The organism is Bradyrhizobium sp. USDA 4538, from assembly GCF_024171045.1.
In the GTDB taxonomy this organism is placed as follows: Bacteria; Pseudomonadota; Alphaproteobacteria; order Rhizobiales; family Xanthobacteraceae; genus Bradyrhizobium; species Bradyrhizobium australafricanum.
In genome coordinates, this window is sequence record NZ_JALJZE010000001.1 from 1801174 (window position 1) to 1819375 (window position 18202).

Annotated in this window: 13 protein-coding genes and 2 pseudogenes; 6 read left to right on the forward strand and 9 right to left on the reverse strand. The window is 58.5% G+C overall.

The window, feature by feature from the left end; genetic code table 11:
- Nucleotides 1-245: 245 nt before the first annotated feature.
- Nucleotides 246-1145 carry a TauD/TfdA family dioxygenase gene (locus J2R78_RS07870; RefSeq protein WP_253603722.1) on the reverse strand — a complete coding sequence of 300 codons (900 nt, stop codon included), beginning with the start codon at nucleotides 1143-1145 and terminating at the stop codon, nucleotides 246-248.
- 1371 nt (nucleotides 1146-2516) lie between these two features.
- Entirely contained in the window at nucleotides 2517-3851 is a 1335-nt protein-coding gene (locus tag J2R78_RS07875; RefSeq protein WP_253609775.1) for an IS5 family transposase, read from the reverse strand.
- A gap of 1121 nt (nucleotides 3852-4972) precedes the next feature.
- Between J2R78_RS07875 and J2R78_RS07880 the strand changes: the two genes are divergently transcribed.
- The 3 genes from J2R78_RS07880 (at nucleotide 4973) to J2R78_RS07890 (ending at nucleotide 7478) form a co-directional block, all read left to right on the forward strand.
- The gene (locus J2R78_RS07880; RefSeq protein WP_256558811.1) at nucleotides 4973-5725 is read left to right on the forward strand and encodes a LuxR family transcriptional regulator; all 753 of its coding nucleotides are present in this window, start codon (nucleotides 4973-4975) and stop codon (nucleotides 5723-5725) included.
- A 95-nt stretch (nucleotides 5726-5820) separates the two neighbouring features.
- Complete coding sequence (locus J2R78_RS07885; RefSeq protein WP_253603724.1) at nucleotides 5821-6453, forward strand: acyl-homoserine-lactone synthase; 633 nt, start codon at nucleotides 5821-5823, stop codon at nucleotides 6451-6453.
- Between the two features lie 71 nt (nucleotides 6454-6524).
- Nucleotides 6525-7478 carry a LysR family transcriptional regulator gene (locus J2R78_RS07890; RefSeq protein WP_253603726.1) on the forward strand — a complete coding sequence of 318 codons (954 nt, stop codon included), beginning with the start codon at nucleotides 6525-6527 and terminating at the stop codon, nucleotides 7476-7478.
- Between the two features lie 452 nt (nucleotides 7479-7930).
- Here J2R78_RS07890 and J2R78_RS07900 read toward each other — a convergent pair whose 3' ends face one another.
- From J2R78_RS07900 to J2R78_RS07910, 3 genes are all read right to left on the reverse strand, one after another.
- Complete coding sequence (locus J2R78_RS07900) at nucleotides 7931-8407, reverse strand: DUF2285 domain-containing protein (protein ID WP_253641393.1); 477 nt, start codon at nucleotides 8405-8407, stop codon at nucleotides 7931-7933.
- A gap of 103 nt (nucleotides 8408-8510) precedes the next feature.
- On the reverse strand, nucleotides 8511-8702 hold the full coding sequence (locus J2R78_RS07905; protein ID WP_081334903.1) for a transcriptional regulator domain-containing protein: 192 nt from the start codon (nucleotides 8700-8702) through the stop codon (nucleotides 8511-8513).
- Between the two features lie 155 nt (nucleotides 8703-8857).
- Entirely contained in the window at nucleotides 8858-9139 is a 282-nt protein-coding gene (locus tag J2R78_RS07910) for a DNA -binding domain-containing protein (protein ID WP_253609777.1), read from the reverse strand.
- A gap of 216 nt (nucleotides 9140-9355) precedes the next feature.
- Between J2R78_RS07910 and J2R78_RS07915 the strand changes: the two genes are divergently transcribed.
- The 3 genes from J2R78_RS07915 (at nucleotide 9356) to J2R78_RS07925 (ending at nucleotide 12283) form a co-directional block, all read left to right on the forward strand.
- Nucleotides 9356-9607, forward strand: a complete 252-nt coding sequence (locus tag J2R78_RS07915) for a helix-turn-helix domain-containing protein (protein WP_069276439.1) — start codon at nucleotides 9356-9358, stop codon at nucleotides 9605-9607.
- A 528-nt stretch (nucleotides 9608-10135) separates the two neighbouring features.
- Complete coding sequence (locus J2R78_RS07920; RefSeq protein ID WP_253603729.1) at nucleotides 10136-11086, forward strand: site-specific integrase; 951 nt, start codon at nucleotides 10136-10138, stop codon at nucleotides 11084-11086.
- Between the two features lie 27 nt (nucleotides 11087-11113).
- Complete coding sequence (locus tag J2R78_RS07925) at nucleotides 11114-12283, forward strand: IS91 family transposase (protein ID WP_253603731.1); 1170 nt, start codon at nucleotides 11114-11116, stop codon at nucleotides 12281-12283.
- 624 nt (nucleotides 12284-12907) lie between these two features.
- On the opposite strand, the pseudogene J2R78_RS07930 reads toward J2R78_RS07925, so the two are convergent.
- The 4 genes and pseudogenes from J2R78_RS07930 to J2R78_RS07945 all read right to left on the reverse strand — a co-directional run.
- Nucleotides 12908-13270: pseudogene (locus tag J2R78_RS07930) on the reverse strand (ATP-binding protein); the annotation flags it as partial.
- Between the two features lie 656 nt (nucleotides 13271-13926).
- Complete coding sequence (locus J2R78_RS07935) at nucleotides 13927-14757, reverse strand: Crp/Fnr family transcriptional regulator (protein WP_253603733.1); 831 nt, start codon at nucleotides 14755-14757, stop codon at nucleotides 13927-13929.
- Between the two features lie 65 nt (nucleotides 14758-14822).
- Nucleotides 14823-14993, reverse strand: a complete 171-nt coding sequence (locus J2R78_RS07940) for a hypothetical protein (RefSeq protein ID WP_176731291.1) — start codon at nucleotides 14991-14993, stop codon at nucleotides 14823-14825.
- Between the two features lie 515 nt (nucleotides 14994-15508).
- Nucleotides 15509-16965 (reverse strand): annotated as a pseudogene (locus J2R78_RS07945) (porin); the annotation flags it as partial.
- Nucleotides 16966-18202: the final 1237 nt, after the last annotated feature.

Consider the following 18202-nt stretch of genomic DNA (forward strand, 5'->3'; position numbering starts at 1 on the left):
CGACTCCGAGGGAGTTCACGTTTTGAGTATTGCCAGATGACTTGGAATTTCGATGAATATGAAACGTCACTTGCGTGGCCAAGCCTCGATTCCGGATGTGAGTTTTCTCGAGCAGTACCGGCAAATTGTCGGAAGCGAAAGTTTCAACGCCAAATGTCTTCTAAACATCACCGCTCCCCGCGGTGACACATAACCGCGGCGCATGCGTAGCGCCTGTCATGGTAGACTTGATCAGTGGACCACCATCATGCAGCCCTGGCCGCCTGCCGCTTTGATTCCTTGATATGTGCAGTGAGACGACCAGCGTTACCAAGCGGCGCGTCGTCATCGCTGATGAGGCGGCTCAATGTGCTATCTTGACCGCCGGAATATTTGACGGCGTGATATACAGTTGCCCGACTGTCCCAGATTGCGACGTCTCCCGACTTCCAGCTCCAGCGCACGGTGTTTTCTGGCGCGGTGAGGTAGGATTGAAGTAAGTTGAATAGCCTTTCGCTGGTAGGCTTCTGCAGGCCGACAAAGTACTGTGCGAAATGTCCGAGTACGAGCATCCGTTCGCCAGTCTCGGGATGCACACAGACGACCGGATGCGCCGCTTCATAGATTGTTCCGGTGAAAACATCGTCTAGATGCAGCCGGTCCGTCTCTTCCACGCATCCGGTCACGGCGCAATCATGGTCACTGTAGCGCGCGGCCCAGAGGTCGTCGGCCAGCATCCGTAGCGGCTCTGGAAGGTCAAGGTATGCTGCCGCAGCGCTCGACCAGACGATGTCGCCGCCGTCGGGCAGGACTGAACTTTTTGAACATGTCTCACCGACACTGACACCCATGTGCATCTGGTCGGCAGAACGGCTGCCACCAACCCACGCCATTGCGAACGGTGCTTCCCTGATCGCATGGACTGTCGAACGCGGCCTGAGCGAACCAAGTCGGACGGCAAAGCGCTGCCGCTCGGCATCATCAAGGTGCGCCTGATCACGGAAAAAGATGACCTTATGCGCGAGGAGCAATCGACTAATGGCCTGGACGGCTTCGTCTGACAACTCATCGGAGAGCCTGATGTTCTTGATCTCGCTACCAAGCCGAGTTCCGTGCTCGATGATATCCGCGCGCGGAATGATGCCGCCAATGGTCGTATTGCTCATGATCATGACCTCACTATCGTGACGCTAAACAAGACTCTAGACCCATGGTCGGCAGAACTGGCGACGGAAGCTCAGCCAACTTACTTTGGTCGCTGGCGGACCCTATTCGGCCGCGATGTCTTGCGGCAAACACGAAAGGCAAAAGCCAAGTCATTGGCGACCATCGCGTGGTTGCCACCATAACCCACTCGAAAGTCGGCTCCCATCGAGATCATTATCGAATGGACCTGCAGCAGAGCACCTCAATTCTACGCCTCTTGCGCGCTCTACTATAGATTGTCTTATTTCCGAATCCGAACCAGCGCGCAAGTAACAAGTTCTTGTTCGGAGTATCCATTATAATGTGTTCTTCGTTCATCCCGGCGTCACGCATGGACCATCTATCCGGGCGATCATGGAGCAATGAAACGGTGCGACATCTCGAGCCTGATCGTGCTTCAAGGGCCTCAGAGCGATCCGACGTTGTCGTCTGCAGTTGCGCCGTAGTCCCTGCTGGCCCATTCTACTTCGCGCAATCTTGGACGCCGAATAATGTTAGAACGCATCGGCTCAACTGGCAGATCAGAGGATCAGGGAAGTGTTCGACCGAGGGCACGAAGTTGTCCCGATACCGGGGATTCGACGGCTTACATGCCGTGCTGGCATCGGCCGCGAAGATTTGTCTGGCGAGTTCGAGGAGAATGAATCTTCGGCCGCAGCCTGTGACCTCCGGCGTCCGGTTGACGTGGACGCTTTCGATCGCCTGTCAACCAACCTTTGGCGATTTCCCGAGCAGAACTTCGGTCAGCTCTCGCAACGATCGTCTTTGAAACTCTAGCGACCGTCCAGATTGCTCTTGATGCTCGAGGCTGGCGTCTGTCCGCCTGGCCATTTCCGGTACAGTAAGCGGACACGAGTGGGCCACTTATAACGCGGCGAGTTTCTGTCCGGGAGTATCGTCTCTCAAGGCAACGGGAACGAGGCAATATTGAGCCCAATCCATAAGCACCTTATCGAATACGCAAATCCCGCGAAGACGTCGATGTGCCGTTGGATTGTTGGAGTTTTCGCGTAACTCGGCCCCAACTGCGGGGTTACGGCTGCAAATTGCCCACAAGCGTGATCGCGGAGATTCCGAAAGTTTGAGGTCGCCGATTGCAGGCTATGCCGTAGTGTCGGTGAGCTAGCGGCGGTATCCGACGGGTAGAAGCATTTAGGAAAGCCGAACAAGCAGCAAGGAGAGGTGACGTTGACGGCTCAAGACGAAGCACTTTTTCGCAGATTCCGATCAGGCAGTACCGTGACACATGCGTCCCATACGGGGGATAGCGTATCGCGTCAGTTGGCACACGCCACTTAGTCGTTCGTGAAGAACTGGCGCCGGCGCCCGGCTTAAGCGGTGTTTCGAGCCGGGACGGTCTCGAAGAAGGCTCGGATGATGACACGCAAGAGCTCTGCGAGCCATCGCAGCAGCAGGCCGAAGTTATAGCCGGCAGCGGCGAGAACAGCGTCGATGCGGTCGCCGAGGCGTCCCTTGAAATAATTTCTGTCCATGCGGTGCTCGGCCTTGACGTGGCTGATGACGGGCTCGACAGCAGCGCGACGCTTCATCTCGCGACGGATGGAAGCTGTGATGCGGCGGATCTGACCCGAGATCCAGACCCTGAACCGATGCGGGTGGTTGTGACCGCGATATCCTTTGTCGACGTGGATACCGCGAGCCTCCACCCTGGTGAGCTTCTCCATGTCGGCAATTACGGGACCGAGCGTGTGCCCATCGAAGGGGTTGCCATGCAGCGCCTTGGCACCGAGCACGAACTGGCCGCCCTTCGGAGACGTCACAGGGATGGCGATGCTGACCTTGCAGCCGAACTCGTAGGGCGCGCGGGCTTTACCCTTGCCGATGCACTCAACCTCCGGAGCATGTAACGCATAGACCTTCGGACCGCGCTGATGCTGATCCTGGCTGCGCACCTGCTGCGCTAAACCGAGCAACGGGCCGAAGCGAGCTTCCAGCACCGTATCGCCATCAATCTTGCGGCGGATGTCGCGGATGATCCGGCCAAGCCGTGTCCGCAGGAACTTGAGCTGCCGCCGGGCGCGTTTGAACTGGTGGGCGTGGGTATAGCGGCCGGTCATGATGGCGGCGCGCTTGGCCAGGCGCAGATAGCTCTGGCGTAGCGGCACACGGTTGCGCTTGGCGAGCCCGACCAGCTTGATGATTGCTCGATGCAGGAGCCGCGCGTCGGTCGGATGCGCAACCGCCTTGGGCTGCACCGTGGTATCGACCACCACGCGCTCCAGGTCCTTCGGGCCGAGGGCGCCTGTCTTGTGCGCCACCGACAGACTTTCCTGGATTAGCGCAACGAGCTGCTCCTCGCCGAGCCGCTGCCGCCAGCGCGTCATCGACGATCGATCGAACGGCAGACGGTGGCGGAAGCTCAGCTCGCCGCAGAAGTATTGGTAATAGGGCTTCTCGATCCAGCGAGCGCACAGCACCTCATCTGACAGGTTGTGCATGTGCTTCAAAATGAACAGGCCGGCGACTAGCCGCGTCGGCAAGCCCGGCTGTCCCGACCCTGCTTGGCACACCGAACTGAAGCGCTCATTCAGGATGTTCCAGTCGATCAGCGCTGCCAACCGCACCAGCGGATGACCCATGTCGATGATCTGATCAAGCGCCGGAAGCAACAGGTCTTTCTGGCGATCATCCCGCGGCTTGCTCATCGCATTCCCCAATGTCGACGACGCTGTCAGGGAATCACGAATCACCCAAAAGCAAAACCTAAAACGCAAGAAAGCGAGGTCCAATACCCCGCTTTCCTGCAAAATCGAATACTACATCAAGACCAATTCTGCTTATTTCTCAAGTCAATCCGCATTCTTCACGGACGACCACTTAAGCCGCAGCCGCACCACCCGCTCGAACCATTCATCCAGCATGGCGGGTAGATTTCGCGAGCGGTGGCGAGATCACGCCGTCTTGGGGCGCTCCATCTGTGGAGCGGTGTAGAATGCCTTTTCGAGCAACCCGTTGAAGCCACGGAAAGCGGTCCTGGATTGACCCCCATCAGGCCTGATGGATATTGTTAACCTCAAGCCGCCCAATCGTGATCTCGCGTGGTCCCCACCTCGAATCGAGGCCGAGATATGCCGTCGTCGAGTTCCGTCCCAATTCACGACATCTGCATCGGTCACCCTGTATTTAGGTTTTTGGCTGCGGTGTGGCGAGTGCACGTCGAATCATGCACGGCCGCTTTTCGTACGTAACGCACAATGGTCCGCAGGGTGTTGGGTACTACCATCATTCCCTGCTCGTCGAATCCGACGAGCCGCCGCATCTCACGGTGAGAACGCGTTCGGAACTTGAGAAACCACGGCCGGAGAAGATCATTATCAACCGACCTACAGCGTGCAGTTCCAGGCGGACACAATACATACCTAATACGGTCACGCGCTGCTCCGCGCATGCAATTCACAAAAGCAGGCTCGGAGACCTAGGCGCATGTCTGTGGGCCATCTTATGAGCCGATGATAGTTTTGCTCGATGAAAGGTACGGAGCGAACCACTCGCTGATTGAGAGGGCTATGGCGAAACACCGGAAGAAGTTCCATCTAGGCTCACGGTCAGAATTCGCAATCATAAATGATTAAGGACGCGTTGCCAGATAGATCTTACGAGGATGCCGTCTTCCAGTTTTGGCCGCATTCGACGCACAAGGTTCTCATCTGCAGACCTCCAAGCTACCATGGCCTCGCTAAACTCCGCAGCTCGAGAGCCCAACCCGCGCATGAGCCAGACCAACAGATTAATTACCGCGCGTAGGCCGCAATGTTGGCAAGCCCCGATGAGAAGGGATGCTGCGCGTTCGTCACGGACGTATGCCATCATTCAGACCTTCGTCGATCAGCTGACCGAATGCACAGACCGCCACGCTGCTCAACAGAGCATGGCGTATATAACTGCGGCGTTGAACTTGTCGTGTTTCGCATACCTTGCGCTACCGCACAGGCCGGCTAATTCCCCGACTTTAATTTCTACGTATCCATCCTCCTGGATAGCTCGCTATTTGCTGCGCAAGTACGAAACCATCGATCCCGTTGTACGTCGGGCGATTCGCCAGACGGAACCCTTTCGATGGGGACTCGGATACGAACCGCGAGATCAGTCGGACTCCGAGCGTGAACTATTCGAAGAGGCTGCCGGCTTTGGCATTCGTTGCGGACTCACGTTTCCAATCCACGATCACGGGGGCGCGATCGCGGCGCTGAGTTTCGCGACCGATGACCGTCGGACCAATTTTGAGCGCTCGATAATCGAGCAGGCCCAGAATCTGCGACTACTCGCTATGTTTTTCCATGCACAAGCAAAGCGTCTTTCGACCGCGGATCGCGTCGTCGGCGGGGTTGGGTTATCTCCTCGCGAGTTCCAATGTCTCGAATGGTCATCTCGCGGCAAATCTGCCGGGGAGATCGGGATCATTGTCGGAATATCTCGGCGGACGGCGGGCTTTCACCTGGATAACGTCCGAGCGAAGCTCGGCGTTCGCTCGCTTCGGCAAGCCGTCGCGCTTTTAGCCGAGGCCAAATCTCGAAGATAGGCGCCACGCCTCGCGATAAGCACCTGTGCGACTGTACAGGGTGCGACTGCCGCGGCTTCCTGCTTGATTTGCTAAATCAAAGCGGGGAAGTAGGAATGATCCAGCTCATCACGCCACAGTACTACATCGAGTTTACCAACGATCTTGCTGAGATGCACCGGCTGCGCCATCGCGTGTTTAAGCTGCGCCTGAATTGGAATGTCGGGGTCGACGGCGATATGGAGATCGACGAATATGACGTCCTTAGGCCAGTTTATCTGCTGCATCGCGCAACGGATGGGAGAATTCAGGGTTGTGTCCGCCTTCTGCCGTCGACTGGACCGACTATGCTCAGAGAGATTTTCCCAGTTCTCCTTGATGGACAACGTGCACCACGAAGCTCTCAGGTGTGGGAAAGCAGCCGCTTCGCTCTCGACGTTCCTCCTGATGCTCCGAAAGCGAGCGGTGGACTTGCTGCCGCCACGTACGAGCTCTTTGCAGGCATGATCGAATTTGGTCTCTCCACTGGACTGACGGACATCGTCACCGTCACTGATGCTCGCATGGACCGTATTCTGCGGCGTGCAGGATGGCCCCTTCGCTCGATTGGAATGCCGCGAACGCTCGGGAATACGACCGCATTAGCCGGCTATCTAGAGATTTCTACTGACGCTTTGGAGCGCATCCGTAAGGCCGGGCGCATCTCAGGCCCAGTGCTTTGGGCCCCCGTCATCCGAGCTGCCGCTTAGGCCTTGAGAAGCAGGCAGAAGTCTCAATAGCGCTACATTGGGGCGGCAGCGCCGCTCGCTTAAGCCTTAAAATGCATAAGTTCCGTCGACGGCGGCCGTCACTCCAAGCCGGCAAAGCTCTCGAACTGAAACACCTGAGATCTGCCGTTGCCGCGGCCGATTGCGGCAGTTTCCGTCAAGCTGCGGAGTTGCTGAGCTCGCAACAATCGAGCCTCAGCCGGAGAATCGGCGAGATTGAACACCACTTGGGCATTGCTATTTTTGAGCGCTATAGCGGAGGTGTGCGCCCCACACAGGCTGGCCGCACTATTCTACGGCTGGCAAGGACGATTGTGGAAGAATTCGACGCACTTATCGCTACCGCGAATTCAGTTCAGAATGGCGAAAGCGGCCGTCTGAGCGTCGGCTTCTGCACCTCCCTTTCGGCAGGCAATCTCCAAACCTCGCTGCTCGAATTTAAGCAGCAATATCCCCAAATCGAACTAGCGACAATCGAACGATCACGAACACGTCTGGCGGCCGCACTTCGCAACGGCGTGATCGACATGCTGATTGTACCAGGGCGCCCGCCATTGTTGGACGCCAAAGCCCTGCCGCTGTGGAGCGAGCGCGTCCTGGTTGCCTTACCTCAAGACCATGCTCTCAGTTCGCGTGAGACTGTCAATTGGATTGACCTGCGCGAGCAGACAGTTTTGTTGAGCCATTACGATCCCGGAAAAGAGTTTGAAGATCTCCTGATTTCTAAGCTTGTCTCGCCTGAGGATCGTCCCAAAATTGAACGCCACGATGTCAGCCGCGGCATCATCAAGAGTCTGATCGGCATGCGTGCCGGCATAAGCCTCGTGCTCGAATCTGACATGGGGGCTAATTTCGCGGGCTTGACCTACCGAGAGCTGCGCGATGGCACCGGCCCCAGCCGGTTCGGCTTCTCAGTTTATTGGCAAGGCGAAAATGAAAACCCGGCGTTGGCCGTCTTCCTGCAGCTAGTCTCTGAGCGCTACCCCTCGCCTCCGCTCGGACGTTAATGCGCCCGTCGAACCCTCAGAAAAGCGCCTGCCCGCAGCGGTGGAGCGCGCCGCAAACATCGGTGCAAATCAGTTGAGCTAACCCGCCTGTAGCCGACAACATGGATCCGGCGCCGGCATCGCTCGTCGATACGGCTCCGCGGTCAACCCAAGCTTTGAGATCTCGGAGCGGATAGACGGATAGACGACACGTTCACCCAGCTTGCGATACGTCAGGCCACCCGTGGCGCGTGGGTCGCGATTGACTGTGTGCTCGCACAGGCCGAGAAGGCGCGCAGCTTCATGCGTGCGTAGGGATCGCAGTGGCAAGCTAGCGTTCGGACCGATGTGTTCGGGTCTGTGCCATCGTTCGGAGCGCGGCCGAGTGGGGCGGCGTCGGCGGTCACGACGGCGGGGTAGTCGCGCTTAGGGCGTGGCGAACATTCAAGGATGTCTTTTTCGGCACCCCTAATTTAATGCTTGCGAGATGGCGGACGAAGCAGTGCGCGATAGCCGCCGCGCACAAGAGCACGCCCAGCCTTCACCAAGCGGATTGTTCGGGCACGAACGTCGTGGGTCTTCCAGCCACGCTCAGGGATGCGTTTTCCGCCAAACAACACTTCCGCGATAATGCGATATGATGCACCATCCGCGTACCCATCCAACGCTCGCAGCGCCAACGCCAGTCTTTCCCGCTGCTGCGCCGACAGCCGATGGTACGGAGGTCCCACCGGGCGACCATTAATGGCGCGCCAGAGCCGATGTGAGGCATAACCGCGAATTTCGTAGTCCGCATCGTACGGCAGTTCGGCGGAATAGAAAGCTCCTAGCTGCGGCGCCTGTTTCAGCCAAAGGTGATGCTGCACTCCCTGAATGCGCAATACGGCATGCCAACCATCCGAAGCCCGTTTGATACTGCCTGACGCAAGGTCAGCGAGCAGCAACGGCACGCCAACGACCTGCGAGGCAGACGTGCTACGTACTATTGGCACCACGCTCGGCAAAGCCTCGGGGGCCCAGAAGATGGTTTGCTCGAAGAAGGACCGCTGGGGGTCATGCGCGAAAGCAGACGCCCCATCTCCTTCGGAATTCGTCGCTCACGTTCCCGCTCCGCTTGCTAGCCTCGAGAGAAGCAATTCGGAAGTTCGGACTGCGCCTGAGCGATTCCCAAGCAAAATTTGCCCTGTCCCCTGCTTCCATCATGCGCTGATATGGTTCCGGTGAGCGCCAGTCGAGCTCCGACATGCAACTGATCCCCAATTAAATTGCAAGGCAATGTCTATAAAGCCAGCGGTTGCGAGGCAAGTCGCGAATGTCGCATCGCGTGATGCGTAGGAACGATCACCTTAAATAGAGAAGAAACCTATTCTCAATCGCGGATCTCAGACGACAAAGGCTTGCTATTCGGAGGCTCCGCCACGTAGCAAATGGCGGTAACCATGGTCTGCCATCCAATTTGCTCGCGCCAGGTGGGTATCGAATGCATGGCGGGCGCGCGCAGGTTCGTGATCTGGATCGATACGCAACACGATGCGAGCTACTTCTTTCCAGTCTGCCCCCTCAGCTGCGGCATCAAGGAGGCGCCAATAGGTCGCTAGATGCTGCTCATCGTAACTCGTAAGCACGGGATCATTCGGAGCCGAATCGGCGACGTCAGGATTGGCGATGGGCGGCTTCGGCATGTTCCTACCATTAACTTGTTGCTCAATGCTCTCAATTTCTGCAAGCATGGCCCTGCCAGCGCTGTAATGCTGCAAGTCTACCATAAGAATCGCAAAATGGCCTCATCAACGGCGTGCGCCTCGAAAGACCGTCCTACATCCCAACTCGTCTTCGGCTTGGGAGTTACATACTATAGGAGATAAACCTCCTAGTATGTAAAGACGCAACTTGCGCAGATGGACATGCGCAAGTTGGTAGGCCGGAATTTCTCCAAGCTGCGGAAGCGGAAGGGCTTCACGCAGGAGAAATTCGCCGAGGCCTCTGGCTTTACTCAGCAGTATATCAGCGGCCTGGAGAATGGCCGGCGCAATCCGACCGTAGTGACGTTGTTCGAACTCGCGAGCGCGTTAGGCGTCAGCCACGTCGCCCTCGTCCTGCCTGATGAAGAACTTTCCGAGCGCCCCAGAGCCCCGAAGTCAAATTCATAGACCCGCGTCAGATTTGGCTTCCGGTTCGGTGCCGTACCTGCGATCGAGGTGAGCCCTGGAGTAGATCAGGTGGACTTGACCGGGGATGCCGAAGTACGTCTGTGAGATCAGGAAACCTTTACTCGCGGATGGCCTTGAGTTAGCCGAGACCGGTTCTCGCTACGGCCATCTCAAAGGCGACACGCAACCAGCGTCGTGCAGACGCCGGTCGGCTGGCGAACGCAGCTGCGAGGTCACCTGCTGGCAGACGTGGTGCGGCATCGCCGTCATGATCTGCCCAGACTCGATCAAGAGCGTGGGCACGTGTTGAATTTGCCAACGACGAAATGGATGCTGGGTTGGGCCAGCGAATTCGCGCCATGTCAGGTGGAAAGGCGAGCAGCTGATGGTGGTGCCGATTCCGACGATCTCGCCCGGGTATTGAACGAACCCGCTCCGCGGGAGGGCGTGGCGAGGCCATTTATCTGAGAGGCATCTGTTTGAGAGGATTGGACCGCAAGTCCGTTCCTCTTAATACAGGAGTGCCTTATGGCCACGATGAGTTCGAGCCCGCTGCGCCGCCGCATGATCGAAGATATGACGCTGCGCAACTTATCACCGTCGACGCAGCAATCCTATGTCTACGCGGTTGCGAACTTTAGCCGACACTTCGGCCGATCACCTGACAAGCTCGGCCTTGAGCAGGTGCGCGCGTACCAACTGCACCTGATCGGGTTGAAGCGGTCGTGGACCCACATCAACCAGGTGACGTGCGCGTTGCGCTTTTTCTATGCGGTGACGCTCGGGCGCAAGGAGGCGATTGAGAACATTATTTCGGCCCGCGAGCCGATCAAGCAACCGCTGGTGCTGAGTGCGGAGGAAGTCGCCCGTTTCCTGGAGGCTGTACCGGCCCTGCGCGACCGCATTGCGCTGGTGACGGCCTACGCTGCCGGGCTACGGGTCGGCGAGGTCAGCCGCCTGACGCCCAGCGCGATCGACACCAAGCGCATGCTGATCCTGATCACGGCCGGCAAGGGCGGCAAGGGCGGCAAGGGCGGCAAGGGCGGCAAGGGCGGCAAGGGCGGCAAGGGCGGCAAGGGCGGCAAGGGCGGCAAGGGCGGCAAGGATCGCTACGTGATGCTGTCGCCGCGGCTGCTCAGCATCCTGCGATCCTATTGGTGTCTGGCCAAACCGCGCCACTGGCTGTTTCCGGGGCGCAATCCGGACGATCCGGTGAGCGTCGCCACGCTGCAGGAGGCTTGCCGCAAAGCTCGGCAACATGCCGGCCTCGATAAGCGGGTGACGGTACATGTTCTGCGGCACAGCTTTGCTACTCACCTTTACGAGCGCGGTACTGATATCCGGCTCATCCAAGTCCTTCTTGGGCATGCGCGACTGTCATCGACGGAGCGCTACACGCAAGTCGCAACCAATCTGATCGCACGGGCCAGAAGTCCGCTCGACGATCTCGACGCACGATTGAGATCTCGGCCCGAGTAAGCGCCCGGCGCACGTCCGGCGTACGAGGTGGCGGACATCTTCCGCCAGCACGGCAACGCGTTCCGCGTCGCCCACGCCGGGCACCTGAGCCGGTCCCAGCTGCGCGTGATGGGGGCCATCGAAGCGTGCCGGACTGCCGCACTCGGTGGTCACGTCGAGTGCTGTGTCGACTGCCGGCACCAGCGGATCTCCTACAATAGCTGCCGCGACCGTCATTGCCCGAAGTGCCAGAGCACGGCAGCCCGCGAGTGGCTCAGCGCCCGCGCTGCCGACCTGTTGCCGGTCGAGTACTTCCATGTGGTGTTCACGCTGCCGGCGCCGGCGGCGGCGATCGCCTATCACAACAAGGCGACCGTCTACGCGATGCTGTTCGAGGCAGCGGCTGAGACTTTGAAGACGATTGCGGCCGACAAGCGGTACCTCGGCGCTGAGATCGGTGCGATCATGGTGCCGCACACCTGGGGCCAGACGCTGACCCATCACCCGCACGTCCACTGCATCGTGCCGGGCGGCGGGCTGTCGGCGCACGGCGATCGCTGGATCGCCTGCCGACCGGGCTTCTTTCTGCCGGTGCGCGTGCTGTCGCGTCTCTACCGCCGGCTGTTCCTGGAGAAGCTGAGGGCTGCTTATCGTGCCGACAAGCTGCGTTTCTTCGGCAATCTGAAGCACCTCAGCGATCATTCAGCGTTCGATGCAGTCCTTACGTCGCTGCGCCGCATCGAATGGCTGGTCTACGCCAAGCGACCTTTCGCCGGCCCCAAGCAGGTTCTCGCCTATTTGGCTCGCTACACGCACCGCGTTGCCATCTCCAATCACCGGCTTCTCGCAGTCGATAATGACGGCGCCACCTTCTCTTGGCGCGACTATCGCGACGGAGCACGGATGAAGTCGATGACGCTCGCGGCCGACGAGTTCATACGCCGGTTCTTGTTGCACGTCCTGCCCGATGGTTTCCAGCGCATCCGCCACTATGGATTTCTCGCTAACGGGCATCGCCGTGCCAAGCTCATGCTGATCCGTCGCTTGCTTGCGGCAACGCCGCCTTCGATTGCTGATCAGGCGCCCGACCAGCAGCCTGCGTGCGCAGTCGCAGACACATCCGAACGACCACCATGCCCCTGTTGCGGAAGCCGCATGGTCGTTATCGAGATCCTTCCCGGAGCTCGTCGGGGTAATCGTAGGCCGGACACCTCATGAACCCAATCGCGCACGATAGTTCTCGCCGATGTCACTGCTACCACCGCTGTGGCCGACAGCGGGTCGGTGCTCGCCCAGCCATGCTGCAATCGCCGTTGCAAGCACGATTCCGCTGTTATTACACAGCGAGCCGGCCGCGACGACCCGACTGCGCACCACTCTGTCCATTTACCCATCCCCAACTGATCGCGGATCGCGCACGCCTGCGGCGCCCTCAATCCCCATAACCGCTTGAGCTCCCGGCCCGCGGCTTCGTTCAACCCGGCTTGAGCTGCGTCGCGCTCGTGCCTGGGTCGCGCATCCTCAAGCGCGACCCAGCTCAACCCTAAAGATTCCGATTTGATCTCGCCCAGGATTCCGAGATGATCTCGCCCACCGTTACCGATTTGATCTCGCCCCGGGGCGGGAGGCGTTCTGGCTGTCTAGTTTCTGGCATCGGCGAAGCCGCGGGGTCAATCTTGAATCGCGGCGTGAAGGGCCGATTTTCTGCTCCTGTTCGTGCTGTGGGCATGTGGGCAACGCCCTTCGCGTTGTCTAAGCGTGGCGGCATGTCCACAGCGCCACTTGCTCAGGCCTTTCGGCTGGGTTTCGGGTTCGCCGCATGCTCTCGCCATTCAGACCGACCTAGTGGGCGTTATGGACCAGGCGGTCGAGGACGGCGTCGGCTAGGTGGGGGTCGCCGATCAGCGTGCCATTGGTCGACGGGGAGCTGGCTGGTGACGATGGTAGAGCGGCGGCCGCAGCGATCCTCGAGGATCTTCAGGAGGTCGTGGCGGCCTCCTGCGTCGAGCGGCTCAAGGCCCCAGTTCGTCGAGGATGAGGAGATCGACACGGCCTAGCGCACGCAGCAGACAGGGATGGCGGCCGTCGCCGCGCGCCAAAGCGAGATCGATGAACAGCCGCGGGAAGCGCTTAAAGGATGGAGCGATTGTCGCGGCAGGGCTTGTTGCCGAGCGCCGAGGCGAGCCAGCTTTTGCCGAGGCCGGGGAGCAGGCAAGTGCCTAGCTTCTAAGCGGTCGGCCTTTACAACAATGCGTGCGAAGCGTGGAGAGCAGTCGAAAACGGCGAACTGCAACTAGGCCCGGCGTCATCTCAGCTTGTTGGCATACTGACCACGAGCCGCCCACCCTGGCAAAAAAGCCTCCGGATTCATTGAACTGGTACACTAAGGCACCGGTGCTCTCAAAGCTCGGCAATCCTGCGAAGCCCACCCTAGTCTAGCCGAATCGGCCAATGGCTAGCGACAGACTTTGCGCGTGCGAGGCCTTTTCATATGGCTCCGAGTTCGCTCGCGCTCACGGTCGGAGTCAATGCGTGAGACGATCGGCCATACGGCCATACTGGCAGTCGGTTACTTGAACGGCGGCAACGACGACAACGTTTCCCACACGACAGCGGTCAGCAGGATGAGACCGCATGCGAGCCACCACCGAGGCTCGATATGAACCTGACGGATGGAATCGCCTCCCCCTACAGCAGAAAGCATCGAACTCTGCTGCAGGGCAGACGTCTGCCACTGCAGGCAAATCTAGCCGTGCTGATAGCCAACGAATACGCGCGCCGGCTAAATCCGGCAAAGTTCGTCAGCGCATGCCGTGATGATCATCGGGACCAGCAAGGACAGGATTGTCGCAAGTCTCCGATTAATCCGCGCATGAAGCAAATGCGGACAGAGATGAGGCATAAGCGCTTGAGATTAGCTTGTAACAACAGCAGGTTTTTTGCTCGAGAGATTCGCGCTGGTCGATCTGCAAAACCCCACGCATCTTGCGGATCAGCCCTTGTTGTTCGAATCGAATTAGCGTCTCCGTAACCCCCGCCCGGCGCAATCCCAAGACGGAAGAAAGATAGTCGTGAGTAACTGGCAGCACGCAAGCGTCAACAGCGTCACTCGCTAGACAGAGCCAGCTCGCAAGCCGCTGCTCGCGATTGTGCCGAACTCCACACAGGCCTGTCTGGACGCACTGAAAGGTCAGCGCCTGAAGGTACTCAAAGAGACGCTCTCGGATGTCCGGCCTCTCCTTCATCAGCCGGCGCAAATTCTCAACCCGAATCCGGTACGCGTTTCCAGGAAAGAGCACCACAGATTGATGGGGCGAAATATGTCCACCCCACAAGAACGAAGTGCCGACGGCACCCCTATAACCTATGACGGCCGTTTCAAGCATGCTTCCCGCCGCGACGACCCTTAACGAGACGAGACCCGATTCCATGAAATAGACGTGTTCGACCGGTCTTCTCGGCTCCTGCAGAACCATACGTTCTTTCAGGACGATCGGCTCAAGGCTCCCCCCTATTGCGGCAAGATCCTCCACAGAAAGTCTCGCCAGAATCGCATTTTTGACCGAAGCCTGCTTCCTGGAACTTACCGCTAGAGGTCCGTGGAGGATCGGCTGCGTGGCGGGCCCCCGCTCGAGAGCTCTATCTCCAGAACAGTCACGCAGTTGAAGGACGGTGGTCACGTGATCGGTCACTGTCCCTCTCCTAGCATGTGGCTTCGATACCGCCCGCTCGCTGACAAGAAAATTGGTCACGGCTTTTAGCACCCGCCCTCATTCAAATTGATGCAATAAGCGCCGTGCCAACGCTTAAATTTTGCGCCAAGGGCCCACTCTGCAACGGATTTCAACCATCCAGTCAATCGGCCTAAAAGCAGGCAGAACGGCAAATCGAAGCTGATCTGCACCGCCTTTACGGCGTTGAGTTCCATTTAGCCGTCTCTACGTTAGCCGGCCAGAATGAGCGATGGCGCAGCCATTGAATAACGGCCGATGAAACCGGCAAAGTCGGCCTGGCTCCGCTCGTCGTCCTGCCAATTTGGCTGTGCGACCCCGCGGCCGGGTGTGGGAAGACGAACATATATGCAAATGGCGGATACTTCTGCTGCGGAGATGCGTCGCCTTCCCTGCGAAATCGGCAGTCATACGCACTTGGATAACGACCTAGTCAGCCTTGTTCTTGAAAGCCCCAAGCAAAGGCTGGCATGAGGCTTTTTCGTTCCCCGCGGTGGGAGGCGTTCTTGCGATCAGACGCGGGCCAGTTGTCGATGCGACGCAAGTAAGTAAAGCTCTGGACTTGAGAGTTTCTCACCAGCATACGGCGAAATGCGCAACGCACGTCGCTACCGCAAATGTGGATAAGGCCCCTGGCGGGCATGCCAGGGGCTCCTTGCAGGCGAAACTTTGAATCTATGAAGCCGTGTGCTCTTCGTTTGTTCGCAGATACTCAGAAGTTACGTTGAACGAGGAGCTGGAACGCCAGGCTGCTTTGATCCTTCAGCTGATAAGCAGCAGCCGGCTTTCCGATAGCCGATTGCTGCGGCAGCACCACAGTGCTTCCGCTCGCGTATTTTTGGTCAAGCCTGCTGTAATCGAGTTCGGCCATAAAAGTTAGATTCTTGACCGGGGTCCACGAGGTTTTCGTACCGACAACCGCATAGTTAAAGTCGGGGTTACAGCCGGCAATCCCGCTCGAAAGTGCGAGGGCCCCGACGAATGCCCGCAGATATAGCTCTTGGCCGTACTGTTATAGCGAACGGCGCCAAATCCACCGAAGATACTACTTGCCCAGCGAGAATCCCAGTTGTGGTTATAGGCACCATTGAAGCCGAAGGTCGTAGTCAGCTGCTGGCCAGCGCCTGCAACGAACACTGAATCCGAAAGACCAGCAAGTCCGACGCTCTGGTACGCACCCGCCAAGCTCGTGCCTCCGTACCTTGCGTAAGTGGCTGGTAGATAGTCATTGAAGGTGTAACGGCTTGCACCATTCGCATACACGCCCGACAGGTTAATCGAGTCACCGGGACCGGTAGGGATGTTCTTGATCGAAAGGCAAAGTTGACCAGCCCAGCCCCACTTGTCGTCCGGATGGCCTGTGAACTCAGTCGCACCATAGTAAGCGGCGTGGTTATCATGCGCAGCCAGCGACGCTTGAAAGAGGCCCCAAGCCTGGTCGATGCGAAGCATGGCGATGAAGTCTGGAGCTGCTGTACCAGCGATGTCATTGCCACCATACGCGCCAGTCGCCAGACCTGCAGGCGTCGCTGCGCTCACGTTCCAGATGGTTTGATGTATCATGTTGGACTTGATCCTGGGCCGAGAAGGAGGCTGTGATGCCTGGACCGAAGTCAGCGGTGTACGTGAACTGGTTTACCGGATCCCAAGCGCTGCTGCCCGGTAGTTCAACGAAGTTCCCGGGATACTCGCCCCAGGGCAGCGAGAACTGCGATTGTGCCTTGCCAAATGTGAAGCCAGCAAACTGGATGAAAGCGTACATGAACTGCAATGTACCGCCAGCGACAGCGCCTCCTGGAGCGCCCAGGTAAATGGTCGAGCCGTCTCCTGCTCCGCTGTAGCTCCCCGAAGTCCAGGTGAACCAAGCTTCTGCGTAGGTCCCACCAAGCCGTAGTCGGTTGCCGTGCGCGTATCAACGCTCAGAGCCTGACGAGCACGCCACGTGTAGGCATTGCTGAACCGGTTTGTTGCACCACCCACGCCAAAGTCCGGGTTGAGGCTCATACTGTTACTATTCACTTGCAGCAAAGCACGAGTGTAACCGCCCAGCTTGAGACAAGTGTCAGTTCCCGGAACGTAATAAAATCCCGCTCCGTAAAGCGCGCAGGTCTTCACGTACTCTACAGCCTTCGCCTTGACCGGAAGATCGGCGGCGTGAGCTCCGGCTAGCCCTTCCGCACTCGATTACCGCGAGCCTTGATGGCTCGTTCCGAAAATCCGGCACTCTCCAGCACTCCAAGCGATCTGATTCGAAGTCACCGCAACGCTGCCCGGAGTGCTTCGATGTCTGCGCTCCTGCCGGAGTGGCAGTTCGCGAATTAATCCATCGACGCGACATCATCAGGCCCAACCTTTTCGCCTTTGCGGCACCTCCGGCCCTTCCGCGCCATCTTATTCATCCAGAATAGTCTACCCTAGCTCACGCCGGTGGCCTTCTCGATGCCCCACGTTGCTTGCGGTAGGCTTGGTCAGTCGCGGATGCCACTGCGCTCCAACTTCGCGAGACCCGCTGGCCAGTCCCTGAAGTGAATCCGTTACGGCGATCCTTGTCATCTCTCGCGCCTAGCCGTTCCGGCTTCCAGATGTCGCGTCAATGCTCCCAGCTCCGCGTGATCTTGGTATCGGATCTGGATCGGCGTGCTTAATCCTGCTTGGTTGAGCTATTGCGTTCGCTGGCACCGCTGTTTTCGGTTGAATACCGACGATGACGTTGCTGAAGCCACATCGACGGAGCGCTGGTCAAAGCGTTCTGTCCGACTTGCCGAAGGACTTCAGCGGATGTCTCGCCTTGAGTGGCGGCTTCTAGAATTTTGGAAGCGACATGTCGTTCGGGTGCCGGTCTCGTGAGGGGGCAACTCCTTGCAAACCTCATCTAGAACGCGACGGAGACGAGCAGTCGTTTCGGAGTCGAGCATAGAAGGTCTCCTCCAATGAAGCGGCGCAATGACTACACTGCGAACGCGAGTTTCACGACATAAATATCATCACTGGCCGGCGTTACGGGCGTCGAATTGGCTTTCTGACCTGCTTTACTTACGGTTGCGCGATCATACAATAAACGGCGCCAGGTGTCATCAATCTGGTAGTCTTTGGCGAGATTGCCGATACATTCGGACAAATCGTTCGACCGTGCGATTGGTTTTCTCGGCGCCAAGCGGGACCTCGCGACTGAAGAAATGCGCTCAGATATCCGCTTGCGGCCCCTCTTCAATGATCGGCGAGTTGTTCGACGTCGGGAGCCCGACGTAGGTCCGTCGATCACGCAGATGGCCCGCGTGCGATCTGGTTCACAGACCGAGTAGATGTCTGCGCAATCAGCACGCCCAGCTCGCGCTCGGGAGCACCTGTCGAGTTATCATCACCAAAGGACATCGGACCGGCGCCATCACCCGGATCCGCGTAATGA